Annotated in this window: 25 protein-coding genes and 1 tRNA gene; 13 read left to right on the top strand and 13 right to left on the bottom strand. The window is 65.8% G+C overall.

The window, feature by feature from the left end; translation table 11 throughout:
- Positions 1-5: 5 nt before the first annotated feature.
- The 9 genes from rplB to rpsL all read right to left on the bottom strand — a co-directional run bounded on the left by rplB (position 6) and on the right by rpsL (position 8,176).
- The gene (gene rplB, locus ACWKSV_RS16010; protein ID WP_042491179.1) at positions 6-857 is read right to left on the bottom strand and encodes a 50S ribosomal protein L2; all 852 of its coding nucleotides are present in this window, start codon (positions 855-857) and stop codon (positions 6-8) included.
- A gap of 4 nt (positions 858-861) precedes the next feature.
- Positions 862-1,173 carry a 50S ribosomal protein L23 gene (locus ACWKSV_RS16005; RefSeq protein ID WP_042491181.1) on the bottom strand — a complete coding sequence of 104 codons (312 nt, stop codon included), beginning with the start codon at positions 1,171-1,173 and terminating at the stop codon, positions 862-864.
- Positions 1,166-1,792: a 50S ribosomal protein L4 gene (rplD, locus tag ACWKSV_RS16000; protein WP_056430747.1), complete on the bottom strand. Its 627-nt coding sequence runs from the start codon at positions 1,790-1,792 to the stop codon at positions 1,166-1,168. The genes ACWKSV_RS16005 and rplD overlap by 8 nt, the downstream gene beginning before the upstream one ends.
- Positions 1,793-1,795: 3 nt before the next feature.
- Complete coding sequence (gene rplC, locus ACWKSV_RS15995) at positions 1,796-2,530, bottom strand: 50S ribosomal protein L3 (protein ID WP_056430750.1); 735 nt, start codon at positions 2,528-2,530, stop codon at positions 1,796-1,798.
- 284 nt (positions 2,531-2,814) lie between these two features.
- Positions 2,815-3,123 (bottom strand): 30S ribosomal protein S10, encoded by a 309-nt coding sequence (rpsJ, locus tag ACWKSV_RS15990; protein WP_007406109.1) that lies wholly within the window; start codon positions 3,121-3,123, stop codon positions 2,815-2,817.
- Between the two features lie 595 nt (positions 3,124-3,718).
- Complete coding sequence (tuf, locus tag ACWKSV_RS15985) at positions 3,719-4,912, bottom strand: elongation factor Tu (protein ID WP_056430753.1); 1,194 nt, start codon at positions 4,910-4,912, stop codon at positions 3,719-3,721.
- 132 nt (positions 4,913-5,044) lie between these two features.
- A complete protein-coding gene (gene fusA, locus ACWKSV_RS15980; protein WP_056430756.1) occupies positions 5,045-7,120 on the bottom strand; it encodes an elongation factor G in 2,076 nt (691 codons plus the stop codon).
- Between the two features lie 147 nt (positions 7,121-7,267).
- On the bottom strand, positions 7,268-7,738 hold the full coding sequence (gene rpsG, locus ACWKSV_RS15975; RefSeq protein WP_042491196.1) for a 30S ribosomal protein S7: 471 nt from the start codon (positions 7,736-7,738) through the stop codon (positions 7,268-7,270).
- 66 nt (positions 7,739-7,804) lie between these two features.
- Positions 7,805-8,176, bottom strand: a complete 372-nt coding sequence (rpsL, locus tag ACWKSV_RS15970) for a 30S ribosomal protein S12 (RefSeq protein WP_007406072.1) — start codon at positions 8,174-8,176, stop codon at positions 7,805-7,807.
- A gap of 304 nt (positions 8,177-8,480) precedes the next feature.
- On the opposite strand from rpsL, the gene ACWKSV_RS15965 reads away from it, so the two are divergent.
- A tRNA-Trp gene (locus tag ACWKSV_RS15965) sits at positions 8,481-8,556 on the top strand.
- A gap of 193 nt (positions 8,557-8,749) precedes the next feature.
- Here the strand turns inward: ACWKSV_RS15965 and ACWKSV_RS15960 are convergent.
- The 4 genes from ACWKSV_RS15960 to ACWKSV_RS15945 form a co-directional block, all read right to left on the bottom strand.
- Positions 8,750-9,058: a hypothetical protein gene (locus ACWKSV_RS15960; protein ID WP_076714914.1), complete on the bottom strand. Its 309-nt coding sequence runs from the start codon at positions 9,056-9,058 to the stop codon at positions 8,750-8,752.
- Between the two features lie 115 nt (positions 9,059-9,173).
- Positions 9,174-9,851 (bottom strand): DUF1013 domain-containing protein, encoded by a 678-nt coding sequence (locus ACWKSV_RS15955; protein WP_076717898.1) that lies wholly within the window; start codon positions 9,849-9,851, stop codon positions 9,174-9,176.
- 157 nt (positions 9,852-10,008) lie between these two features.
- The gene (locus ACWKSV_RS15950; RefSeq protein ID WP_237243522.1) at positions 10,009-10,737 is read right to left on the bottom strand and encodes a hypothetical protein; all 729 of its coding nucleotides are present in this window, start codon (positions 10,735-10,737) and stop codon (positions 10,009-10,011) included.
- Positions 10,738-10,807: 70 nt separating this feature from the next.
- Positions 10,808-11,815: an NAD(P)H-quinone oxidoreductase gene (locus ACWKSV_RS15945; protein ID WP_076717895.1), complete on the bottom strand. Its 1,008-nt coding sequence runs from the start codon at positions 11,813-11,815 to the stop codon at positions 10,808-10,810.
- 127 nt (positions 11,816-11,942) lie between these two features.
- On the opposite strand from ACWKSV_RS15945, the gene ACWKSV_RS15940 reads away from it, so the two are divergent.
- The 12 genes from ACWKSV_RS15940 to ACWKSV_RS15885 all read left to right on the top strand — a co-directional run bounded on the left by ACWKSV_RS15940 (position 11,943) and on the right by ACWKSV_RS15885 (position 22,403).
- The gene (locus tag ACWKSV_RS15940; protein WP_056430762.1) at positions 11,943-12,137 is read left to right on the top strand and encodes a DUF1192 domain-containing protein; all 195 of its coding nucleotides are present in this window, start codon (positions 11,943-11,945) and stop codon (positions 12,135-12,137) included.
- A gap of 188 nt (positions 12,138-12,325) precedes the next feature.
- Positions 12,326-14,644 carry an ATP-dependent Clp protease ATP-binding subunit ClpA gene (gene clpA, locus ACWKSV_RS15935; protein WP_076714912.1) on the top strand — a complete coding sequence of 773 codons (2,319 nt, stop codon included), beginning with the start codon at positions 12,326-12,328 and terminating at the stop codon, positions 14,642-14,644.
- Between the two features lie 165 nt (positions 14,645-14,809).
- Positions 14,810-16,582, top strand: coding sequence for a sensor domain-containing diguanylate cyclase (locus tag ACWKSV_RS15930; protein WP_083706734.1), 1,773 nt, complete (start codon positions 14,810-14,812; stop codon positions 16,580-16,582).
- Positions 16,579-16,758 carry a hypothetical protein gene (locus tag ACWKSV_RS15925; protein ID WP_082442044.1) on the top strand — a complete coding sequence of 60 codons (180 nt, stop codon included), beginning with the start codon at positions 16,579-16,581 and terminating at the stop codon, positions 16,756-16,758. Before ACWKSV_RS15930 ends, ACWKSV_RS15925 begins: the two co-directional genes overlap by 4 nt.
- 47 nt (positions 16,759-16,805) lie before the next feature.
- Complete coding sequence (locus ACWKSV_RS15920) at positions 16,806-17,045, top strand: exodeoxyribonuclease VII small subunit (RefSeq protein WP_007406073.1); 240 nt, start codon at positions 16,806-16,808, stop codon at positions 17,043-17,045.
- A 2-nt stretch (positions 17,046-17,047) separates the two neighbouring features.
- Positions 17,048-17,947 (top strand): polyprenyl synthetase family protein, encoded by a 900-nt coding sequence (locus ACWKSV_RS15915; protein ID WP_076714909.1) that lies wholly within the window; start codon positions 17,048-17,050, stop codon positions 17,945-17,947.
- Positions 17,944-18,447: a pantetheine-phosphate adenylyltransferase gene (coaD, locus tag ACWKSV_RS15910; protein WP_056430774.1), complete on the top strand. Its 504-nt coding sequence runs from the start codon at positions 17,944-17,946 to the stop codon at positions 18,445-18,447. Before ACWKSV_RS15915 ends, coaD begins: the two co-directional genes overlap by 4 nt.
- A gap of 274 nt (positions 18,448-18,721) precedes the next feature.
- The gene (locus ACWKSV_RS15905; RefSeq protein WP_056431388.1) at positions 18,722-19,504 is read left to right on the top strand and encodes a peptidylprolyl isomerase; all 783 of its coding nucleotides are present in this window, start codon (positions 18,722-18,724) and stop codon (positions 19,502-19,504) included.
- Entirely contained in the window at positions 19,501-20,538 is a 1,038-nt protein-coding gene (queA, locus tag ACWKSV_RS15900; RefSeq protein WP_076714908.1) for a tRNA preQ1(34) S-adenosylmethionine ribosyltransferase-isomerase QueA, read from the top strand. Before ACWKSV_RS15905 ends, queA begins: the two co-directional genes overlap by 4 nt.
- Positions 20,535-21,041 (top strand): EF-hand domain-containing protein, encoded by a 507-nt coding sequence (locus ACWKSV_RS15895; protein ID WP_076714906.1) that lies wholly within the window; start codon positions 20,535-20,537, stop codon positions 21,039-21,041. The genes queA and ACWKSV_RS15895 overlap by 4 nt, the downstream gene beginning before the upstream one ends.
- On the top strand, positions 21,038-22,168 hold the full coding sequence (tgt, locus tag ACWKSV_RS15890; protein WP_076714905.1) for a tRNA guanosine(34) transglycosylase Tgt: 1,131 nt from the start codon (positions 21,038-21,040) through the stop codon (positions 22,166-22,168). The genes ACWKSV_RS15895 and tgt overlap by 4 nt, the downstream gene beginning before the upstream one ends.
- Positions 22,169-22,190: 22 nt before the next feature.
- A complete protein-coding gene (locus tag ACWKSV_RS15885) occupies positions 22,191-22,403 on the top strand; it encodes a hypothetical protein (RefSeq protein ID WP_076714903.1) in 213 nt (70 codons plus the stop codon).
- Positions 22,404-22,424 lie beyond the last annotated feature (21 nt).

Below are 22,424 nucleotides of genomic sequence, written 5' to 3'. Positions count from 1 at the left end.
ACGTGTTAGCCCTTCTTCTTGGCGTGACGGCTACGGATGATCATCTTGTCCGTCGCCTTGTTGTGACGAGTGCGCGCACCCTTCGTCGGCTTGCCCCACGGGGTGACCGGATGACGGCCGCCCGAGGTCCGGCCTTCACCACCGCCGTGCGGGTGGTCGACCGGGTTCTTCGCAACACCGCGGGTCAGCGGGCGATGGCCCTTCCAACGGTTGCGACCAGCCTTCGCCAGGTTGGTGTTGCCGTTGTCGGGGTTCGACACCGCGCCGACGGTCGCCATGCAGTTCGCATGGATGTAGCGCTGCTCGCCCGAGTTCAGACGGACGATGACCATGCCCTTGTCGCGGCCCACGACCTGCACATAGGTGCCGGCCGAACGTGCGATCTGACCGCCCTTGCCGGGCTTCATCTCGACGTTGTGGACGATCGTGCCGACCGGCATCTGGCCCAGTTCCATGGCGTTGCCAGGCTTCACGTCGGTCTTCTTGCCCGCGATCACCTTGTCGCCGACAGCGAGACGCTGGGGCGCGATGATGTAGGACTGGTCGACCTTGCCGGCTTCGTCGGTGCCATAGTTGATGAGCGCGATGAAGGCGGTGCGGTTGGGATCATATTCGATCCGCTCCACGGTGCCCTCGACGTCCCACTGGCGACGCTTGAAGTCGATGAAGCGATAGCGCTGCTTGTGGCCGCCCGCGATGCCGCGGCTGGTCACATGGCCCTTGTTGTTGCGGCCGCCGGTCTTGCGCTTGCCTTCGGTGAGCGCCTTGACGGGCGCACCCTTCCAGAGCGCCGAGCGGTCGACGAGGATCAGGCCGCGGCGGGCCGGGCTCGTCGGGTTATAATGCTTGAGTGCCATCGGCTCAGATCCCCGTCGTCACGTCAATGGACTGACCGTCCTTGAGGGTGACGATCGCCTTCTTCATGTCCGAGCGCTGGTACGGAGCGCCCTTCCACTTCTTGGTCTTGCCCTTCTGGACGATGGTGTTCACGCCGGTGACGTTGACGTCGAACAGCGCTTCCACCGCCGCCTTGATCTCGGGCTTGGTAGCACCGGGGGCGACCTTGAACACCACGGCGTTGTGCTCGCTCAGGAGCGTCGCCTTCTCGGTGATGTGCGGCGCAACGATCACGTCGTAATGACGCGGATCGACCGCCTTCTGCTGCTTAGCCATGGAAACGGGCCTCCAGCTTTTCGACAGCCGAGCGCGTCAGCACCAGGGTGTCATGCTTCAGAATGTCATAGACATTGGCGCCAGCGGCCGGAAGGACGTTGATTTCCTTCAGATTGCCTGCGGCCAGTGCGAACGACGTCTCGACGGCGTCGCCATCGATGACCAGCGCGGTCTTGCCGAAGCCGAGCTTCGCCAGATCGCCCTGCAGCGTCTTCGTCTTGTTACCAGCGACCGCCAGATCGTTCATCACGATCAGCGAACCCGCCTTGGCATGGCTCGACAGCGCCATCTTCAGACCCAGAGCGCGAACCTTCTTGTTCAGACCCGGGTTGAAGTCGCGGACGCGGGCGCCGTGCGCCTTACCACCGCCGATGAAGACGGGGGCCCGACGATCGCCGTGACGAGCGACACCGCCGCCCTTCTGGCGACCGAGCTTCTTGCCCGAACGCGCGACATCGGCGCGCTCACGGGTGCCGCGCGCGGTGGCGCGACGCTTTTCCAGCTGCCAGGTCACAACGCGGTGCAGGATGTCGGCGCGCGGATCGAGGCCGAAGACCTCGTCGTTGAGCTCGATGTCCGCGGCGTCGGTGCCGGCGAAGGATTGAACCTTGACCTTCACGACTTAGCCCTCCTGGCTCTCGGTGGCTTCCGGAGCAGGCTCGGCAGAAGCATTGTTGTTGGCGGCCGCCTTGATGCTGGCGGGGAACGGGGCGTCCGCGTGGCGCGAAACCTTGACCGCGTCCTTGACGATCAGCCAGCCACCCTTCGAGCCGGGCACCGAGCCCTTGACGAAGATCAGGCCGCGCTCGACGTCGGTCGACACGATTTCGAGGTTCTGCTGCGTGCGGTTCTTGTCGCCCATGTGGCCGGCCATCTTCTTGTTCTTGAAGACGCGGCCCGGATCCTGACGGTTACCGGTCGAACCATGCGAACGGTGCGAGACCGAGACGCCGTGGGTCGCACGCAGACCACCGAAGTTCCAGCGCTTCATCGCACCGGCAAAGCCCTTACCCTGGGTACGACCCTGGATATCGACATACTGGCCGGGGACGAAATGGTCGGCGGAGATTTCCGCGCCGACGTCCAGCAGGCCGTCTTCGTTGACGCGGAACTCGACCAGCACCTGCTTGGGCTCGACTTCGGCCTTGCCGAAGTGGCCACGCTGCGGCTTGGCAACATTCTTGGTCTTGGCGACACCTGCACCAAGCTGGACGGCGGTGTAGCCGTCACGATCCATCTCGCGGCGAGCGACGACCTGTACGCCTTCGAGCGCCAGGACGGTGACCGGCACGTGCCGACCATCGTCCTGGAACAGGCGGGTCATCCCCAGCTTCTTCGCGATCACGCCGGTACGCATGATCCTGTTCCTTCCTCGACAGAGGCCCCCAAGAACCATTCAAGGGGGGCATATCCAGCCCGATTAAAGCGAAACGAGCCCCCGTCCCGGGCTGGCGACCGGCAAGCCGGTCAGACGGGGGACGCTGCCCCGGCACCATCTCGCTTGCGCGAAACCACCGGGCGGTATCCCTAAAGAGTGCCGGATCGCGGGAGCGACCTCGGCGCGTATCCTGGTAGCTTCAGAACCGGGAAACGCCAAAATCCCGCGGGACGGAATCGTCGACCACGGGAACGCTGGCCCTCTTACGCCAGCTTGATCTCGACATCAACACCTGCGGCGAGGTCGAGCTTCATCAGCGCATCAACGGTCTGCGGGGTCGGCTGCACGATGTCCAGCATCCGCTTGTAGGTGCGGACCTCGAACTGCTCGCGCGACTTCTTGTCGATGTGCGGACCACGGTTGACCGTGAACTTCTCGATGCGCGTCGGAAGCGGGATCGGACCGCGGATGAGGGCGCCGGTGCGGCGCGCGGTGTCGGCGATGTCGCCAGTGGCCTGATCGAGCACGCGATGGTCGAACGCCTTCAGACGAATGCGGATATTGCTGTCCATGATCCCTACCGATGCGAAAGAGCGGGCTTTCGGCTCGCGGTCACGATGAACGACAAGTGCGATCGGCTATCCGACCAAGCACCCGACCGTCCGCCGTGAAGGCGACCCTAGGCCGAAACAAACTCTGGGTTACGACAGGAGCGGCGAACCACCCTGCCCTCACTAAAAGCAAAAGGCCGACTCCGGTGTTTCCGGTGCCAGCCGATTCCCTCAAGGCGTGTGCCTATACGCATATGGGCCGGGGGCTGCAAGGGGCAGATGCGGGTTTTTGTTGGAGGGGATGGAACCGGGCGGCGATTGCCGCAAACCCACCCTCCGTTCGCACTGGGCGCAGTCGAAGGCCACGCTCTGACCGGTCCGCCTGGCGTGCACTTCGACTTCGCCCAGTGCGAACGGAAGGGGTAATCGGAACACCCTCACCCTTCCCACCCGCCTACGGCGGGCGGGCCCCTTCCCTCTCCCGGCGGGAGAGGGAGGGAGGCGCGTCAGCGCCGGAAGGGTGAGGGTGTTACTCTCCCACCCACAAACGAAAAAGGCCGACCCCGTCGCCGGGGCCGGCCCTTTCCTAAAGAAGTTTCAGGCTTTCGCCCGAGACTTACTTGTCGATCGAGCTGACGACGCCCGCGCCGACGGTACGGCCGCCTTCACGGATCGTGAAGCGCTGACCGATGTCCATGGCGATCGGAGCGATCAGCTTCACGCCCAGAGCGACGTTGTCGCCCGGCATGACCATCTCGGTGCCCTCAGGCAGCTCGACGGTGCCGGTGACGTCGGTCGTGCGGAAGTAGAACTGCGGACGATAGTTCGCGAAGAACGGGGTGTGACGGCCGCCTTCTTCCTTCGACAGGACGTACACTTCCGACTGGAAGTCGGTGTGCGGGGTGATCGAACCCGGCTTGGCCAGAACCTGACCACGCTCGACTTCGTCACGCGCCACGCCACGGATCAGCGCGCCGATGTTGTCGCCGGCCTGGCCCGAGTCGAGCAGCTTGCGGAACATTTCAACGCCGGTGACGGTCGTCTTGCGGGTGTTGTTGATGCCGACGATCTCGACTTCTTCACCAACCTTGACGATGCCGGTCTCGACGCGGCCGGTGACGACGGTGCCGCGACCCGAGATCGAGAACACGTCTTCGATCGGCATCATGAACGGCTTGTCGAGCGGACGCTCCGGCTGCGGGATGTATTCGTCGACCTGCTTCATCAGCTCGAGAACGGCATCCTTGCCGAACTTGTCGTTCGAACCCGACAGCGCGCAGGTCGCCGAACCCTTGACGACGGGGATGTCGTCGCCCGGGAATTCGTACGAGCTGAGCAGCTCGCGGATTTCCAGCTCGACCAGCTCGAGGATTTCCTCGTCGTCGACCAGGTCAACCTTGTTCATGAACACGACCATCGCGGGCACGCCGACCTGGCGGGCGAGCAGGATGTGCTCGCGGGTCTGCGGCATCGGGCCGTCGGTCGACGAAACGACGAGGATTGCGCCGTCCATCTGCGCCGCGCCGGTGATCATGTTCTTCACATAGTCGGCGTGGCCCGGGCAGTCGACGTGCGCATAGTGGCGCGCTTCGGTCTCATACTCGACGTGCGCGGTCGAGATGGTGATGCCGCGCTCACGCTCTTCCGGCGCCTTGTCGATGTTCGCGAAGTCCACCGCCGCGTTGCCGGCGACGTTGTCAGCCAGAACCTTGGTGATCGCTGCGGTCAGCGAGGTCTTGCCATGGTCGACGTGGCCGATGGTGCCGATGTTGAGGTGCGGCTTGTTCCGCTCGAATTTTGCCTTTGCCATTTTCCTACCTTCTGAATCGAATTCGGTGCCGCATCCGAGGCCACGCGAACGCGGCCCCATAGCGGGTGTTTGAAGCGATTGCCAGCCCCTAGCGTGTCCGCACCCCCGGTTGCCCGGGGGCGCGGGAGACGCTTAGGCCATCTTCGCCTTGACCTCGTCCGCAACGTTCTGCGGCACTTCGTCATAGTGCGAGAACTGCATCGAGTACTGCGCACGGCCCTGGGTGAACGAGCGGAGCGCGTTCACATAGCCGAACATGTTCGCCAGCGGGACCATCGCCTCGACCGTCTGCGCGTTGCCGCGCGTGTCGGTGCCCTGGATCTGGCCACGACGGCTGTTCATGTCGCCGATGACGTCGCCCAGATAGTCTTCCGGGGTCACGACTTCGACCTTCATGACCGGCTCGAGCAGCGTGATGCCCGACTTCTGGGCCGCTTCGCGCATCGCGCCGCGGGCACAGATTTCGAACGCCAGCGCCGACGAGTCGACGTCGTGGTACGCGCCGTCATACAGCAGGACTTCGAAGTCGATGATCGGGAAGCCGACCAGCGAACCGGTTTCCGCGGTCTCACGGAAGCCCTTCTCGATCGCGGGGATATATTCCTTCGGAATGTTACCGCCCTTGATCTCGTCCTTGAAGACGAAGCCCGAACCACGCTCGCCCGGGGTCAGCTTGACCTTGACGCGGCCGAACTGGCCGGTGCCGCCCGACTGCTTCTTGTGCGTGTAGTCGATGTCGACCGGCTTCTTGAGGTATTCGCGATACGCCACCTGCGGCGCACCGACATTCGCCTCGACCTTGAACTCGCGCTTCATGCGGTCGACCAGGATCTCGAGATGGAGCTCGCCCATGCCCTTGATGATGGTCTGGCCCGACTCGGCGTCCGAGGTCACGCGGAACGAGGGGTCCTCGCGAGCGAGACGATTGAGCGCGACGCCCATCTTCTCCTGGTCGGCCTTGGTCTTCGGCTCCACCGACAGCTCGATCACGGGCTCGGGGAATTCCATGCGCTCCAGGATGATCGGGGCGTTCTGCGCGCAGAGCGTGTCACCGGTCGTGGTATCCTTGAGGCCCGCCAGCGCAACGATGTCGCCGGCATAGGCTTCCTGGATGTCCTCACGGCTGTTCGCATGCATCAGCAGCATGCGGCCGATCTTTTCCTTCTTGTCCTTGACCGAGTTCAGGACCTGCGACGAGGTCTCGAGCTTGCCCGAATAGATGCGGGCAAAGGTCAGCGAACCGACGAACGGGTCGTTCATGATCTTGAACGCCAGCGCCGAGAAGGGCTCGGTGTCCGACGAAGGACGCTCGTCCGGCGTCTCGCCGTCGAGCTTCACGCCCTTGATGGCCGGAACGTCGAGCGGCGACGGCAGATAGTCGATGACCGCGTCGAGCAGGGGCTGCACGCCCTTGTTCTTGAACGCCGAGCCGCAGACCACGGGGACGAACGCCATTTCCAGCGTGCCCTTGCGGATCAGCGCCTTGAGTTCGGCGACCGAAGGCTCGTTGCCTTCCAGATACGCTTCCATCGCGGCGTCGTCCTGCTCGACGGCCATTTCGATCAGGTCGCTGCGATACTTCGCAGCCTTCTCGGCCAGTTCCTCAGGAATGTCCTGATATTCGAACTTCGCGCCCAGCGACTCTTCGAGCCAGATGATCGCGCGGTTCTCGACCAGGTCGACAAGACCCTTGAAGCCGCCCTCGATGCCGATCGGCAGATACAGGACCGCCGGACGCGCGCCCAGGCGCTCGATGATCGAGTTCACGCAGAAATAGAAGTCGGCGCCGGTGCGGTCGAGCTTGTTGACGAAGCACATGCGCGGCACGCCGTACTTGTCGGCCTGACGCCACACGGTTTCCGACTGCGGCTCAACACCCGCCACGCCGTCGAAGCAGGCGACCGCGCCGTCGAGCACGCGGAGCGAACGCTCCACCTCGATGGTGAAGTCGACGTGCCCGGGGGTGTCGATGATATTGATGCGGTTGTCGTTCCAGAAACAGGTCGTCGCGGCCGACGTGATCGTGATGCCGCGCTCCTGCTCCTGCTCCATCCAGTCCATGGTGGCGGTGCCTTCGTGCACTTCGCCGATCTTGTAGGACTTGCCGGTGTAATAAAGAATGCGCTCGGTCGTGGTCGTCTTGCCGGCATCGATGTGCGCCATGATGCCGATGTTGCGATACTTCTCGAGCGGATGGCTGCGGGCCATGATCGATCTTCCTCAAGCGTAGGGGGGAGCCGGTTGGCCCGGCTCCCCCTTATATAGGCTGTTTGCGTGACCAGCGGAAGACCGCCGGCACCGCACCCTGAAAAGGTTGCGGCAGACCGGAAATAAATCCGGTCCGCCGCAAGACCCTTACCAGCGGTAGTGCGAGAAGGCGCGATTCGCTTCCGCCATGCGGTGCGTATCTTCGCGCTTCTTGACCGCGTTGCCGCGGTTGTTCGCAGCGTCCATCAGCTCACCCGACAGACGGGCGGCCATCGTGTTCTCCGAACGGGCGCGCGACGCGCCGATCAGCCAACGGATGGCCAGAGCCTGGGCACGCTCCGGACGGACTTCGACCGGAACCTGGTAGGTCGCACCGCCGACGCGGCGCGAACGGACTTCGATGCCCGGCTTGATGTTGTTCAGCGCATCGTGGAACACGCCGATCGGATCGCGCTTGGCGCGCGTCTCGACGGTTTCCAGAGCACCGTAAACGATGGCTTCGGCCACGGACTTCTTACCGTCCAGCATGACCGAATTCATGAACTTCGACAGGACCTCATCTCCGAACTTGGGGTCCGGCAGAATTTCCCGCTTTTCGGGACGACGACGACGAGCCATTCTCGTATTTCCTTACAAAACTTCAGCCTTTGATGGTCGAGGAGCCTCAGTTGAGGCCCGACCGGCTTACTTCGGACGCTTTGCGCCGTACTTCGAGCGGGACTGCTTGCGATCCTTCACGCCCTGCGTGTCGAGAACGCCGCGCAGCACGTGGTAGCGCACGCCGGGAAGGTCGCGCACACGGCCGCCGCGGATGAGCACGACCGAGTGCTCCTGCAGGTTGTGGCCTTCGCCCGGGATGTACGAAATGACTTCGCGGCTGTTGGTCAGACGGACCTTGGCCACCTTGCGAAGCGCCGAGTTCGGCTTCTTCGGGGTCGTCGTGTAGACACGGGTGCAAACGCCGCGCTTCTGCGGGTTCTGCTCCATTGCAGGGACCTTGGACTTGGCCTTCTGCAGTTCGCGGCCCTTGCGGACCAGCTGGTTGATCGTCGGCATTGAAGCCTTCACCTTTCCATGAGGTTACTTTGCTGGAGCCATCACAGCACTTCGGAATACAAAAAGGGGCCATCGTGGCTTTCGCCCGGCCCTATTCGCATCCAGCAATGTTCAAGCTTGCCCGACGGATAAGTCCCGAATCCCGAGAAATCCCCTTCGTGCAGCGGCGGGCTATACTCGGGAGTCGGCCGATGGTCAATGTCGGCGCGGGAGGAGCCTACAGGCGCCGGCGATGCCAATCGCGAAAATAGTGAAACAGGCTATTGCCCCGACGGCGCAGCCGGGCTAATGGCGGCCGCCTCGCAGGAGTGTAGCTCAGTTGGTAGAGCATCGGTCTCCAAAACCGAGGGCCCACGGTTCGAGTCCGTGCACTCCTGCCACTTTTCATGACATCGCCGGATTTGCCCACACCGCTTAGGCCGTGAATGCACCTGCGCATTTACCCTCCCCGGTACGGGGAGGTGGCAGACCGAAGGTCTGACGGAGGGGGGCTTCCACAAGCGACACCCCTCGCGGCACGCCCCCTCCACCATGCTTCGCATGGTCCCCCTCCCCGCGAGCGGGGAGGATTGATCAGTTCACCCGTCGCGATCCCACGCCCGGCGGAGTCGCGGGGTCCACTTCGTCGATCTCGTCGCCGCGGTTGCCGCCACCGGCCCCTGCCCCGCTGCCATGCACCTCGCCCGTCTTCGGATCGACGGTGGCCCGCTTGCCATTGTCATCCGGCAGCGACGTATCCGCATTCCCGTCCCCCGGTGCGGGCGGGGTGGTCGTCACGCTGCCCGAGGGTTCGGCACGCCCCATCGCCTGCTCGTCGTCGCGGTGATAGGCTTGGCCGCTATGGCCACGATCATGGTCGAAGGGCTTTTCCTGCTCGGACATGCATGGTCTCCTTTGGCCTCGTTCAACGGGGCTGGGGAGACGCCGTTCCCCCAAATGCAAAAGGGGCGCCCACCGCCAAGGTGGACGCCCCTTTTCGTCAGGCTGTCGCCTGCGCTCAGCTGCGGAACAGCGAGTGCGGGTCGATCACGTCGTCATGATGGCCGACCGAGTCGACGTCGCGGCTCTGCTGCTCGCGCTCGGCACGCAGCGAGGCGAGCAGGGCTTCGCGGTCGCCCTCCAGGCGGGTGTCGGTCGGCTGCGCCTCGGCATTGCCGCCGGTCGCCTTGGCCGCCTTGGCCACCGCCGAGTCCAGCTCGCGCTGGGTGGTCAGGCCCAGGGTCACCGGGTCCTTCGGGGTGATGTTGGCGATGTTCCAGTGGCTGCGGTCGCGGATCGCGGCGATCGTCGTGCGGGTCGTGCCGATCAGGTTCGAGATCGCGCCGTCCGAGATTTCGGGATGGTTGCGGATGATCCAGGCGATGCCGTCCGGCTTGTCCTGCCGCTTGCTGACCGGCGTGTAGCGCGGCCCCTTGGTGCGGCGGACCTGCTCGGGGCCCTTGGTCATCTTCATGCGGTAATCGGGATTGGCCTGCGCCTTCTCGATCTCGCTCTGGGTCAGCTCGTGCGCGCGCACGGGGTCACGGCCGGTCAGCTTGGTCGCCGCCGTGTCGTCGGCGATCGCCTGGACTTCCAGGATGTGGAGGCCGCAGAAATCCGCGATCTGCTCGAACGAGAGCGACGTGTTGTCGACCAGCCAGGAAGCGGTCGCATGGGGCATGAGCGGCTGGGCCACGGGGATCACTCCAGTCGGAAAATAAAAGGGCCGCCCCTCACCGGAGCGGCCGTAGCTGCGACAAATCTAATGAAAGCCGTCCCCGAGAGCAAGGTGCGCTGCCACAAACTGCCGGGACATGGCGCGATAGACGTTGGCGACGCCCGCGTCCAGCCGGTCAGTTGTCGTCGTCGAATCGCCCGAAAGGCAGCGATTGCGAGGCGAGCGCGCGCGTCTTCGGCCCGTCCCCGGCGCGCAGCGAGGCCAGGACGCCGACACAGGCGCGTTGCAGGATGCGGTCGATCGGCGTCACCGTCCCGGCGTGCACCGCCGCCTCCGCCAGGGTCCGGCCGCGCGGATCGCGGGGGTCCAGCTCCAGCCGCAAAAGCGCCGACAGCCCCGGAAACAGAGCCCGATCGCCGCCCAGTGCGATCGCCCGGTCAAGCGAGGCGAACCCGACGCTCCGCTGCACGCCCAGCGCCGCGCGGCCGACGATCGCCCCCAGTTTCTTGACTGCGCCGATATGCCAGGCGCCGAGTGCCAGTTGCGCCTCGGCATCGCGCGGATTCTGCGCCACCAGCGCCTCGAACTGGCGGCGCGCGGTGATCGCGTCGCTGCGATTGCCGGTCAGCTTGGCGCGGTAGCCGAGCGCGGTGGCCCGCATCAGCAGGGACTCGTGATCGTCGGGCGTCCGCTTCAGGGCGTTGGCCGCCACCATATAGGCACTCGAAACGCGGCGCAGCGCGCTCGCCTCGTCGGAATCACTGAACGACGCCTGGGTCAGCAGCTCACGGGCCGATTGCGCCCGGGCCGGAGCCGCCATCGCCAATCCGGCCGCCAGACCCATGCAAACCAGCCCGATCCGGCCACCATGCTGCACCATCGCCATCCCCCATGGACTCGGCACGGGGAGACGGCCGATCCGGTCGCTCGATCCGTTGCAATCTTTTGCAGCGGGATCAAGACCGGCGTCCTGGTCAGTCGGCCGCGGCCCCGTCCGCCGTCCCGTCCATCGTCAGGACGATCTTGCCCAGATGGTCGCCCGCCTCCATCCGGCGATGCGCCTCGGCGACCTCGGCCAGCGGGAAGCTGCGATCGATGACCGGGCGCAACCGCCCCTCCTCGACATGCGGCCAGACCAGCCGCGACAATTCGTCGGCGACCATCGCCTTGAAATCCCGGTCCCGCCCGCGCAGCGTCGAGCCGGTCAGGATCAGGCGGCGGCGCATGATCTCCCAGATCGGGATTTCCGCCTTGGCGCCGCGCTGCACCGCGATCGAGACGTGGCGGCCACCCTCGGCCAGGCATTTCAGGTTGCGCGGCACATAATCGCCGCCGACCATGTCGAGCACGATGTCGACGCCGCGCCCCTCGGTGAAGTCCTTCACCGCCTCGACGAAATCGACCGCCTTGTAGTTGATCGCCTTGGCCGCGCCGAGCTTCTCGGCCGCCGCGCATTTCTCGTCCGAGCCCGCCGTGACGATCACGGTCAGCCCGAAGAGGCGACCCAGCAGGATCGCCATGGTCCCGATGCCGCTGGTCCCGCCATGCACCAGCAGCGTGTCGCCCTGGTCGGCATAGGCGCGCTCGAAGACATTGGTCCACACGGTGAACAGCGTCTCGGGCAGCGCGGCGGCCTGCACCATCGACAGGCCATGGGGAACCGTCAGGCAATGGTCGGCGACCGCCACCGCATATTCGGCATAGCCGCCGCCGCCGATCAGCGCGCAGACCGGCTGGCCGAGCATCTCGGGCCCGACGCCCTCACCGACCGCGACGATCTGGCCCGCAATCTCCAGCCCCGGGATCGAGGGCGCGCCCGGCGGCGGCGGGTAGAGACCCTGGCGCTGCATGACGTCGGGCCGGTTCACTCCGGCGGCGGCGACGCGGATCAGCACCTCGCCCTCGCCCGGATGGGGCGTCGGGCGCCGGACAGGCACCAGCACCTCGGGACCGCCCGCCTCCTCGGGGTCGATGGCGGTCATCGTCTTCGGGATATCGCCGATCCCCATTCCCTCGCCAAATGCGTGCACCGGCTGCCATCCCCCATCATCGGCTCTCGTCCCACCGTTATTGACATCGGCGGCGACCGGGTCAACGCTGCATCCCATTATGGAACAGGACGATTCTCCGATCCGCCTTCCCGACGCCCTGGCCGCGTTGGTCCAGACCGATCTCGATCCGCTGTCGCTCGCCGAGCTGGAGACGCGGATCGCGGTGCTGGAGCAGGAGATCGCGCGGACCCGCCGCCACATGGAGCGTGCCACGCTCCACCGCGCCAGCGCCGACGCGCTCTTCAAGCGGTGACGCGCATGGGCCTCACCCGGCGCACACGCACCGAGGCGGTCCCCTCTTCTTCGCACAATGTTTTTTGTTTCGCGCGATACGCTTTGTTCAGCGGCCGCGCGTTACACCCGCTTGATGCCGGGCCTCCCCGTCCCGACATTGGTCGAAACGAGGCGTCAGTCCATGACGCTTCGGAAGGAGTATCGTAGATGCCATCTTTCGCCCCCGCGCTCGAGACCACGCTTCACAAGGCGCTGGAAGCCGCGACCGTGCGGCGCCACGAATATGCCACGCTGGAGCACCTTCTCCTCGCGCTGATCGACGACGACCATGCTTCCAAGGTGATGGAAGCGTGCCATGTCGACACAGGCGAGCTGAAGGCGACGGTCGCCCAGTATCTCGACACCGAACTCGACGCGCTGAAGGTCGAGGCGGCGACCGACCCCTCCCCCACCAGCGGGTTCCAGCGTGTCGTCCAGCGCGCGATCCTGCATGTCCAGTCCTCGGGCCGCGACGAAGTGACTGGCGCGAACGTGCTGGTCGCGCTGTTCTCCGAGCGTGAATCCTATGCCGTCTATTTCCTGCAGCAGCAGGACATGAGCCGCCTGGATGCCGTCAGCTTCATCAGCCACGGCGTCGGCAAGGGCGGCGCGACGAGCGAATCCACCCCGCCCAAGGGCGTCGAGGAGGAAAAGCCCGCCAAGCCCGCCGAGAAGGGCAAGGCCGAAAGCGCGCTCAAGCAGTTCACCGTCGACCTCAATGAAAAGGCCAAGATCGGCAAGGTCGATCCGCTGATCGGGCGCGGCCCCGAAGTGGACCGCACCGTTCAGATCCTGTGCCGCCGGTCGAAGAACAACCCGCTCTATGTGGGTGATCCCGGCGTCGGCAAGACCGCCATCGCCGAGGGCCTGGCGCGCAAGATCGTCGAGGGCGACGTGCCCGAAGTGCTGCTCAACGCCGTCATCTATTCGCTCGACATGGGCGCGCTGCTGGCGGGCACCCGTTATCGCGGCGATTTCGAGGAGCGGCTGAAGGCGGTCGTCAACGAACTGGAGAAGCTGCCCCACGCAGTGCTCTTCATCGACGAGATCCATACCGTCATCGGCGCGGGCGCGACCAGCGGCGGGGCGATGGATGCGTCGAACCTGCTCAAGCCTGCTTTGTCGGGCGGCACGATCCGCTGCATCGGCTCGACCACCTATAAGGAGTTCCGCAATCACTTCGAAAAGGACCGCGCCCTGCTGCGCCGGTTCCAGAAGATCGACGTGAACGAGCCGACGATCGAGGATACGATCAAGATCCTGGCAGGGCTCCGCTCGGCGTTCGAGGATCACCATCAGGTCAAATATACCCCCGATGCGATCAAGTCGGCTGTCGAGCTGTCGGCGCGCTACATCAACGACCGCAAGCTGCCCGACAAGGCGATCGACGTGATCGACGAGGTCGGCGCGATGCAGATGCTGGTGCCGGTCAGCAAGCGCAAGAAGACGATCACGCCCAAGGAGATCGAGGCCGTGATCGCCACCATGGCGCGCATCCCGCCGAAGAGCGTGTCGACCGACGACCGCCAGCAGCTGGAAACGCTGGAGACCGACCTGAAGCGCGTGGTGTTCGGACAGAATGCCGCGATCGAGAACCTGTCCTCGGCGATCAAGCTCAGCCGGGCGGGTCTTCGCGATCCGGACAAGCCGATCGGCAACTATCTGTTCACCGGCCCCACCGGCGTCGGCAAGACCGAGGTCGCGCGCCAGCTGGCGACGATCCTGGGCATTCCGCTCCAGCGGTTCGACATGTCCGAATATATGGAGCGTCACTCGGTCAGCCGTCTGATCGGTGCCCCTCCGGGCTATGTCGGTTATGACCAGGGCGGTCTGCTGACCGATGCGGTCGACCAGAATCCGCATTCGGTGCTGCTGCTCGACGAGATCGAGAAGGCGCATCCCGATCTGTTCAACATCCTGTTGCAGGTGATGGACAATGGGAAGCTGACCGATCACCACGGCAAGACGGTGGATTTCCGCAACACGATCCTGATCATGACGACCAATGCGGGCGCCGCCGACATGGCGCGCGAGACGGTCGGCTTCGGCACCCTCACCCGCGAGGGCGAGGACGAGCAGGCCGTGCAGAAGATGTTCACGCCGGAATTCCGCAACCGTCTGGATGCGATCGTGCCCTTCGGGTACCTGCCGCCCGAAGTCGTGGCGCGGGTGGTGGACAAGTTCATCCTCCAGCTCGAACTCCAGCTGGCCGACCGTCACGTCCATATCAGCCTGGACGAGGCGGCAAAGAGCTGGCTCACCGAAAAGGGCTATGACCGGTTGTATGGCGCGCGTCCGATGGGCCGCCTGATCCAAGAGAAGATCAAGCAGCCGCTGGCCGAGGAACTGTTGTTCGGCAAGCTGGTCCATGGCGGCGAAGTGACGGTAAAGATGAAGGACGGCGCGCTGTCCTTCGCGATCGAACCGGCCGCGCCCAAGAAGCCGCGCAAGAAGGGCGGCAAGCCCGCCGCGATCGATGCAAGCTGATCGACTGCACCGAAATGGTGACGATTGAAGAAGGGCCGGGTGGCGACACCCGGCCCTTTTCATGTGCATTTTGGATTGTCTCATCCATGAGGCGCGGTGATACATGTAAACTGTGTTACGCCGCCGTTAACTCTATTTTCGGCCTTTCGCAGACAGATGGACCACATGAAGGGCGCTTGGCCGATCACGATAGGCGCGTTGCTGCTGGCGGTGCTGGCAGTCCTGTGGCCGTTGGCGGACGCCCAGGCCCAGGTCGGCCAGAGCCTGACCACCTGTATTCGCCCGATCCGCGCCGGCGACGATGCCCGCACGCAACTGACCCGGCCGCGCGGTTTCGACTGCACCGGCGACCAGTCCGCCTATGGCGTCGGCGATTTCTGGGTCCTGTCGCAACCGCTGCCGCCGCTGTCGGGCGACCTTCGCGACCGGCTGGCCGTCAGTTTCGCCAGCACCTGGCAGGACGCGACGGCGTTGCACATCCTGTATGCCGACGGGAAAATCCGTACCGTCGCCTTCACCAGCGCGACGACCGCCCCCTATCTGCTGCTCGGCCCGATGATCGCGGTGCCCCTGCCCCATGAGGGGACCCGGCCCGTGCGAATCCTGTGGGAGGCGCATGGGGCGGCGAATATGCGCGGCGTCGTGCGCGGCGCCCGGATCGGCATCCATGCCGACATGCTGGCGGTCGAGTCCTCGCTCGGGCTGATCTATGGCGTCATCATCGGCGTCGTGGTCGGCCTGGCGGTGTACAACATGGCCCTGTGGCCAGCGCTCCGCCAGCCGCTCCAGCCGGTCTATTGCCTGCTGCTGTTCTTCATCACCGGCTATACCCTGTCCTCCTCGGGACTGATCGGCCAGTGGCTGCCCTGGCTCGACAATAACGAGCGGCATCGATGGAACGCGATCATGCTGGGCGGGGTCGCCATGACCCTGGTCATCTTCTCGCGCCATTTCTTCGAACGAAAGGTGTTCGCAGGCTGGCTAGACCGCATGGCGGTGATCTGTTTCATCCTGATCGCCATTCCCAACATCGCCTTCGCGCTGCTCGCCCCGCGCTGGATCATCGCGCTGGATCAGGCGGTGCTGATGGGCTTCATGGTGCTGCTGGTCTTCCTGATCGCGGTGCTGGCGCGGGCCTGGCGGCGGCGGAGCAATTTCCTCTGGGCCTTCGCCATCGCCTGGGGCACGCCGATCGGGTTGGCGATGTTCCGGGTACTCAACGCGCTGCACCTGATCGAGTGGCGGCCCTGGATCGACCAGTCGACCGTGTTGTCGATGGGCGTCGAGGCGCTAATCGCCAGCCTGGGCGTCGCCTATCGCATCTATCTGCTCAGCCGCGAGCGCGATTTGGCGCGCGCCGACGAGCGGGTGGCGCGGCGTCTGGCCGATACCGATCCGCTGACCGGGCTGTTCAACCGCCGCGCCTTCCTGGAACAGGCGATCGGACGCAGCGGGCCGCAGACGCTGATCCTGGCGGATATCGATCATTTCAAGCGGATCAACGACACGCTGGGCCATGACGGCGGCGACGAGGTGCTGCGCATCTTCGCCCGGACGCTGGGCGAGGCGGTGGGCCTCGACATGCTGGTCGCCCGGATCGGCGGCGAGGAGTTCGCGCTGCTGGCCGATGCCGAACGCGCGCCCGACCCAGAGACGCTGCTCGTCCGGCTGCGCGGCACCAGCTATCCCTCGGGGCTGACCGTCACCGCCAGTTTCGGCCTGTGCACCGGCCCGATTGCCGACGAATCGGACTGGCGCCTGTTGTACCGCGAGGCGGATCAGGCCCTGTTCGCCGCCAAGGACGGCGGGCGCGACCGCGCCTGCTGGGGTGTCCCGATCCCCCTTGCGCCGCCGCCGAGCGGCCTATTGCCCGCAATCCGCCCGCATCGTAAGACGGTGCGCAAGGGGAGGGGACTGTGCGCGAACGGCGGATCATGATGGCTGGACTGGTGCTGGCGCTGATCGCGCTGGCCTATCGCCATCCCACCGCCGATGTCCGCCTCATCACCCACGACCTCACCGACCGCTCGCCCCGCCGAGTGCAGGCCGCGCTCGACCTGGGCCTGTTCGGTGTTTCGTTTCTCTACACCTGGACCGTCAACCGCCTGCGCTAAGCGCGACGCTGCTTGCGAACCCGCCGGGCGTGACGCATAGCGGCGTCATGGATACGCCCATCGAAGAACTGACGTTCGAGGACGCCCTCAAGGAATTGGAGAGGATCGTCGGCCGACTGGAAAGCGGCGAAGCGACGCTCGACGAATCGATCCGCCTCTATGAGCGCGGCGATCGTCTGCGCCAACGCTGCGCCGAACGGCTCGACGCCGCCCAGGCCCGGATCGAGGCGATCCGCCTCGACGCCGAGGGCAAGGCCGCGGGCACCCGCCCGTTTCAGGCGGGTTGAGGGTGACGCTCGCCGCCACCACCCTGCCCGAGGCCCTGGCCGAAGTCGCAGAGGATATCGACCGCCGCTTTGCCGAGCTGCTCGCCGATCCGGGCGATCCGCGCGCCTCGCTCTATGCCGCGATGCGCCATGCCGCGATCGGCGGCGGCAAGCGGCTGCGCCCGCTGCTGGTCTTCGCCACCGCGCATCTGTTCGCGGTCGACCGCGATTGCGCGGGATGGGTCGCCACCGCGCTGGAGGCGATCCACGTCTATTCGCTGATCCATGACGATCTGCCCGCGATGGACGACGACGATATGCGGCGCGGCAAGCCGACCGTGCACAAGGCGTTCGACGAGGCGACGGCGATTCTGGCGGGCGACTGCCTCCATGCGCTGGCCTTCGAGATCCTGGCCGATCCGTCGACCCATGCCGATCCCTTTGTCCGTTCCGAGCTGATCCTCGACCTGGCGCGCGCCTCCGGCCCCAGCGGCATGGCGGGCGGGCAGCAGATGGACCTGGAGGCCGAGCGGCAGGTCTTCGACCTCGCCACCGTCACCCGGCTTCAACAGATGAAGACCGGCGCGCTGATCTGTGCGGCGGTCGAGGCGGGCGCGATCCTGGGCCGCGTGCCGCCCGAGGGGCGCACCCATTTGCGCGGCTATGCCCATGACCTGGGGCTGGCCTTCCAGATCGCCGACGACCTGCTCGACGCCGAGGGCGATGAGGTGGCGGCGGGCAAGAAGCTACGCAAGGACCAGGATGCGGGCAAGGCGACCTTCCTCAGCCTGCTCGGCGTCGAGCGCGCCCGCGAACAATGCCGGATGCTGGTCGATCAGGCGATCGCGCACTTACGCGACTATGGCCCCGAGGCCGATCTGCTTCGCGCCATCGCCGCCTATGTGGTGGAGCGCGACCGATGACCCGGATCGGCGTCTATCCCGGCACCTTCGATCCCGTCACGCTGGGCCATATGGATATCATCCGGCGCGGCGCGAAGCTGGTCGACCGGCTGGTGATCGGCGTCACCACCAACCCGTCCAAATCGCCCATGTTCACGCTGGACGAGCGGATGGAGATGGTCCGGCGCGAGGTCGCCGATGTCGCGGGCGAGATCCATGTCGTCGCCTTCGATTCGCTGCTGATGGATTTTGCCGAGCGCGAGGGCGCAAAGGTCATCGTACGTGGTCTGCGCGCGGTCGCCGACTTCGAATATGAGTATCAGATGGCGGGCATGAACCAGCAGATCAATCCGCGGGTCGAGACCGTCTTCCTGATGGCCGATGTCGCGCTGCAGCCCATCGCCAGCCGGTTGGTCAAGGAAATCGCCATGTACGGCGGCAACATCGCCAAGTTCGTGACGCCCGCCGTGTGCGAGGACGTGGTCGCGCGCGTCGAGAAGATCGGCCGCAAGGGCTCCTGATATCCTCCCCGCTCGCGGGGAGGTGGCAGGGCGAAGCCCTGACGGAAGGGGGGCCTCCTCATAGGACATCCCCAGCCGACGGCCCCCTCCACCATGCTGCGCATGTGTGCGAGCGAGATGGTGCCCCCGGCACCATCTTGACGTGCCGGGGGCACGTCAAAGCCCGCACACCCTCCCCGTTCCGGGGAGGATGACGACATCCAAAGGTTCAGATTGGCGCAAGGGGCGATTTGCTCTACAGCCTCCCCATTCCTTCCCTTGTCGTAGAGATATGATGCGCGTTCTCGCCGCTCTTGCCATGTTGATGGCCAGCCCGATCGCCGTTCCGGCGCAGGCGCAAGCTCAGACCCAGGCCCAACCGAAATTCACCTCCCCCGCCAAGGCCGCGCAGGTTCTGGAGGACAATGTCACCGGCCGCGCCACCCCGCCGCCCGTCACCGACAAGGAGAATCTCTGGCTGCTCGACCTGTCGACCGGCGGCCGCGTGACGATCTGGCTGCGCCCCGACGTCGCGCCCAAGATGGTCGAGCGGATCAAGACGCTGACCCGCCGTCACTTCTATGACGGCCTGGTCTTCCACCGCGTGATCGACGGCTTCATGGCGCAGGGCGGCGATCCCAAGGGCGACGGCACCGGCGGCTCGGACCTGCCCAACGTGCCCTCCGAGTTCAACTATCTGCCGCACGTCCGTGGATCGGTGGCCGCTGCGCGCGCCGACGATCCCAACAGCGCCAACAGCCAGTTCTACATCGTCTTCCAGCCGCGCTTCGCGCTCGACAAGAAGTACACGGTGTTCGGCCGGGTGATCGACGGCATGCAATATGTCGACCGGATCGAGCGGGGCGAGCCGCCTGCGAATCCGAGCCGGATCGTCCACGCCTATGTCGCGGCGGACAATCCCCCGGCCTATGTGCCGATGCCCCAGGCCCCCGCCCCCAATCTGGGTGCGCCCGTGACCCTGCCGGGTGCGGCGCCCAAGCCCGTCACCATCACCCCGGCGCGCCGCCCCGCCCCGAAGGCGGCTCCGGCCAAGAAGGCGGCAACGGCCACCAAGTGAACGTAGACCTGTTCGACTTCGCGCTGCCGCCCGAGCGGATCGCGCTATACCCCGCATCCCCGCGCGACGCGGCGCGGATGCTGGTCCTCGACGGTGACGCCACCCGTGACCAGCGGGTGAGCGACCTGCCCGCTGCCCTGCGCGCGGGCGACCTTCTGGTGTTCAACGACACCCGCGTCATTCCCGCCCAGTTGGAAGGCGTGCGGGGAGAGGCGCGGATCGGCGCGACCCTGCACAAGCGCGAAGGCACGCGACGCTGGCGCGCCTTCATCCGCAACGCCAAGCGGTTGCGCGACGGCGACGTGATCGACTTCGGTGCGGGCGTCTCCGCCACCGCGCGCGACCGGGCCGAGGATGGCAGCTTCGCGCTCGACTTCGCGGGTGAGGAACCCGTCGAGCTGCTGCTGGAGCGGGCGGGCACCATGCCCCTGCCCCCCTATATTGCGCAGAAGCGGGGCGTCACCGAGAAGGACGCCGACGATTATCAGACCATGTTCGCCAACGAGCCGGGTGCGGTCGCCGCACCCACGGCGGCGCTGCACTTCACGCCCGAACTGCTGGAATCATTGGCCGCGGCGGGGATCGAGCATGCGACGCTGACCCTGCATGTCGGCGCGGGCACCTTCCTGCCGGTCAAGGCCGAGGACACGGTCGACCACAAGATGCACGCCGAGTGGGGGCGCATCGACGCCGCCACCGCCGACCGGCTGAACGCGGTCAAGGCACGCGGCGGCCGGGTGATCGCGGTCGGCACCACCTCGCTGCGCCTGATCGAAAGCGCGGCGGGCGAAGACGGCGTGATCCGTCCGTTCGAGGGCGACACCGCTATCTTTATCACGCCGGGCTATCGCTTTCGCGGCATCGACGGGCTGATGACCAACTTCCACCTGCCGCGCTCTACCCTGTTCATGCTGGTATCCGCGCTGATGGGGCTGGACCGAATGCAGGCGGCCTATGCCCATGCGATCGCGAACGCGTATCGCTTCTATTCCTATGGCGACGCGTCGCTGCTGCTGCCGGAACGCTCTGCATGATCCTGTTCGCGCTGCTTCTGATGCAGGCGACACAGTCCCCCGCACAGGAGGCGGACAATACGGTCGTCGTCACCGCACGCCCCAAACCCTTCGCGCAGACGCCCGCGACCATGGTGGTCGAGCCGGTGGCGATGATGATCGCGACGCTCGACAGCGACGGCGACGGCAAGACCAGCCGCGCCGAGATGGAGGCGGGCGTCAAGCGCAGCTATGACGCGATCGACACCGTGCATCAGGGATCGATCGGCTATCTTCAGTTCGCCGACTGGGCCGAGCGCTGGCTGGGCGATCGCAACGCGCTGCCCAGCCCGTTCGACGTCGACAAGAACAGCGACAACCGCATCACACTGGCCGAACTCCAGGCCCATTTCTCGCGCCTGTTTTCGCGCTTCGACCGCGACCAGGACGGCGCGATCAGCCGCGCCGAGGCGCTGACCATCCGTACCACCCCCGTTGACGCCAACGGCCCGACCGGCCCACTTCGGCCCCGAGACAGAAAATGACCGCCCGCTTCTCTTTCGCCATCCACGCCACCGATGGCCGCGCCCGTACCGGCACCATCGCCATGAAGCGGGGCGAGATCCGCACCCCTGCCTTCATGCCTGTCGGCACCGCCGCGACCGTCAAGGCGATGAAGCCCGGCGACGTGCGCGCCAGCGGCGCGGACATCATCCTGGGCAACACCTATCACCTGATGCTGCGCCCAGGGGCCGAGCGGGTGAACCGGTTGGGGGGCCTGCACGGCTTCATGGGGTGGGACCGGCCGATCCTGACCGATTCGGGCGGCTATCAGGTGATGAGCCTGGCCGAGCTGACCAAGCGGTCCGAGGATGGCGTGGCGTTCAAGAGCCATCTCGACGGCACCCGCCATCTGCTCAGCCCCGAACGCTCGATCGAGATCCAGCGGCTGCTCGGCTCCAACATCGTCATGGCATTCGACGAACTCGTCCCGACGACGTCGACGCGTGAGGTCCAGGCGAGCGCCATGGAACGCTCGATGCGCTGGGCGAAGCGCAGCCGCGACGCCTTCGACGCGGGCGGACAACATGCCGAGGACAATGCGATCTTCGGTATCCAGCAGGGTGCCCTGGACGAGAGTTTCCGCAAGTCCTCCGCCGATGCGCTGATCGACATCGGGTTCGACGGTTATGCGATCGGTGGCCTCGCGGTCGGTGAGGGGCAGGAGGCGATGTTCGGCTGCCTCGATTTCGCACCGGGCCAGTTGCCGTTGGAAAAGCCGCGTTACCTGATGGGCGTTGGCAAGCCGACCGATATCGTCGGCGCGGTCGAGCGCGGCGTCGACATGTTCGACTGCGTTCTGCCGACCCGCTCGGGCCGCACCGGACAGGCCTTTACCCGCAACGGCCCAATCAACATCCGCAATGCGCGCTTCGCCGAGGATCAGGGTCCGCTCGACCCCGCCTGTGGCTGCCCGGTCTGCGCGACCTGGAGCCGCGCCTATCTCCACCATCTGGTGCGCGCGGGCGAAATCCTGGGCGCAATGCTGATGACCGAGCATAATATCTGGTTCTATCAGCAGATGATGGCCGATCTGCGCGCCGCCATCACCGAAGGTCGCCTCACGGCCTTTGCGGACGACTTCCGGGCGCGCTACGCTGCCAGGGAATAATCGGGTCGAGTAGGAGAGTAGCATGACCGATCATAGCGAAGACGCCCCCAACGAAATCCTCGCCGCCGCCAAGGAGGCCAAGGATCACGCCGTCGCCGCCGCCGAGGCGACCGCCACGTCGATCAAGGAAAAGACACGCAACTGGCCGATGGGCAAGATCAGCCTGGGCGTCGGCATCGGTTCGGCCGCGATCGCGGCGGCGGTGCTGTACGGCACGCGCAACAAGTCCAAATAATCCGCTTCCACTGAAACGAGG

This window comes from Sphingomonas sp. SphC10 (assembly GCF_057004845.1).
This window is presented reverse-complemented; position numbering and strand designations above follow the sequence as displayed.

Bases quoted from the DNA above. Each gene is read 5' to 3' on its own strand.
- clpA (WP_076714912.1), top strand. From the start codon at position 12,326: ATGCCATCTTTCGCCCCCGCGCTCGAGACCACGCTTCACAAGGCGCTG.
- ACWKSV_RS15930 (WP_083706734.1), top strand. From the start codon at position 14,810: ATGAAGGGCGCTTGGCCGATCACGATAGGCGCGTTGCTGCTGGCGGTG.
- coaD (WP_056430774.1), top strand. From the start codon at position 17,944: ATGACCCGGATCGGCGTCTATCCCGGCACCTTCGATCCCGTCACGCTG.
- rpsG (WP_042491196.1), bottom strand. From the start codon at position 7,738: ATGGCTCGTCGTCGTCGTCCCGAAAAGCGGGAAATTCTGCCGGACCCC.
- fusA (WP_056430756.1), bottom strand. From the start codon at position 7,120: ATGGCCCGCAGCCATCCGCTCGAGAAGTATCGCAACATCGGCATCATG.
- ACWKSV_RS15895 (WP_076714906.1), top strand. From the start codon at position 20,535: ATGATCCTGTTCGCGCTGCTTCTGATGCAGGCGACACAGTCCCCCGCA.
- rpsJ (WP_007406109.1), bottom strand. From the start codon at position 3,123: ATGGACAGCAATATCCGCATTCGTCTGAAGGCGTTCGACCATCGCGTG.
- rplC (WP_056430750.1), bottom strand. From the start codon at position 2,530: ATGCGTACCGGCGTGATCGCGAAGAAGCTGGGGATGACCCGCCTGTTC.
- rplB (WP_042491179.1), bottom strand. From the start codon at position 857: ATGGCACTCAAGCATTATAACCCGACGAGCCCGGCCCGCCGCGGCCTG.
- ACWKSV_RS15940 (WP_056430762.1), top strand. From the start codon at position 11,943: ATGGAACAGGACGATTCTCCGATCCGCCTTCCCGACGCCCTGGCCGCG.
- tgt (WP_076714905.1), top strand. From the start codon at position 21,038: ATGACCGCCCGCTTCTCTTTCGCCATCCACGCCACCGATGGCCGCGCC.
- ACWKSV_RS15920 (WP_007406073.1), top strand. From the start codon at position 16,806: ATGGATACGCCCATCGAAGAACTGACGTTCGAGGACGCCCTCAAGGAA.
- ACWKSV_RS15885 (WP_076714903.1), top strand. From the start codon at position 22,191: ATGACCGATCATAGCGAAGACGCCCCCAACGAAATCCTCGCCGCCGCC.
- tuf (WP_056430753.1), bottom strand. From the start codon at position 4,912: ATGGCAAAGGCAAAATTCGAGCGGAACAAGCCGCACCTCAACATCGGC.
- ACWKSV_RS16005 (WP_042491181.1), bottom strand. From the start codon at position 1,173: ATGGCTAAGCAGCAGAAGGCGGTCGATCCGCGTCATTACGACGTGATC.
- ACWKSV_RS15925 (WP_082442044.1), top strand. From the start codon at position 16,579: ATGATGGCTGGACTGGTGCTGGCGCTGATCGCGCTGGCCTATCGCCAT.
- rpsL (WP_007406072.1), bottom strand. From the start codon at position 8,176: ATGCCGACGATCAACCAGCTGGTCCGCAAGGGCCGCGAACTGCAGAAG.
- ACWKSV_RS15905 (WP_056431388.1), top strand. From the start codon at position 18,722: ATGCGCGTTCTCGCCGCTCTTGCCATGTTGATGGCCAGCCCGATCGCC.
- ACWKSV_RS15945 (WP_076717895.1), bottom strand. From the start codon at position 11,815: ATGACCGCCATCGACCCCGAGGAGGCGGGCGGTCCCGAGGTGCTGGTG.
- ACWKSV_RS15960 (WP_076714914.1), bottom strand. From the start codon at position 9,058: ATGTCCGAGCAGGAAAAGCCCTTCGACCATGATCGTGGCCATAGCGGC.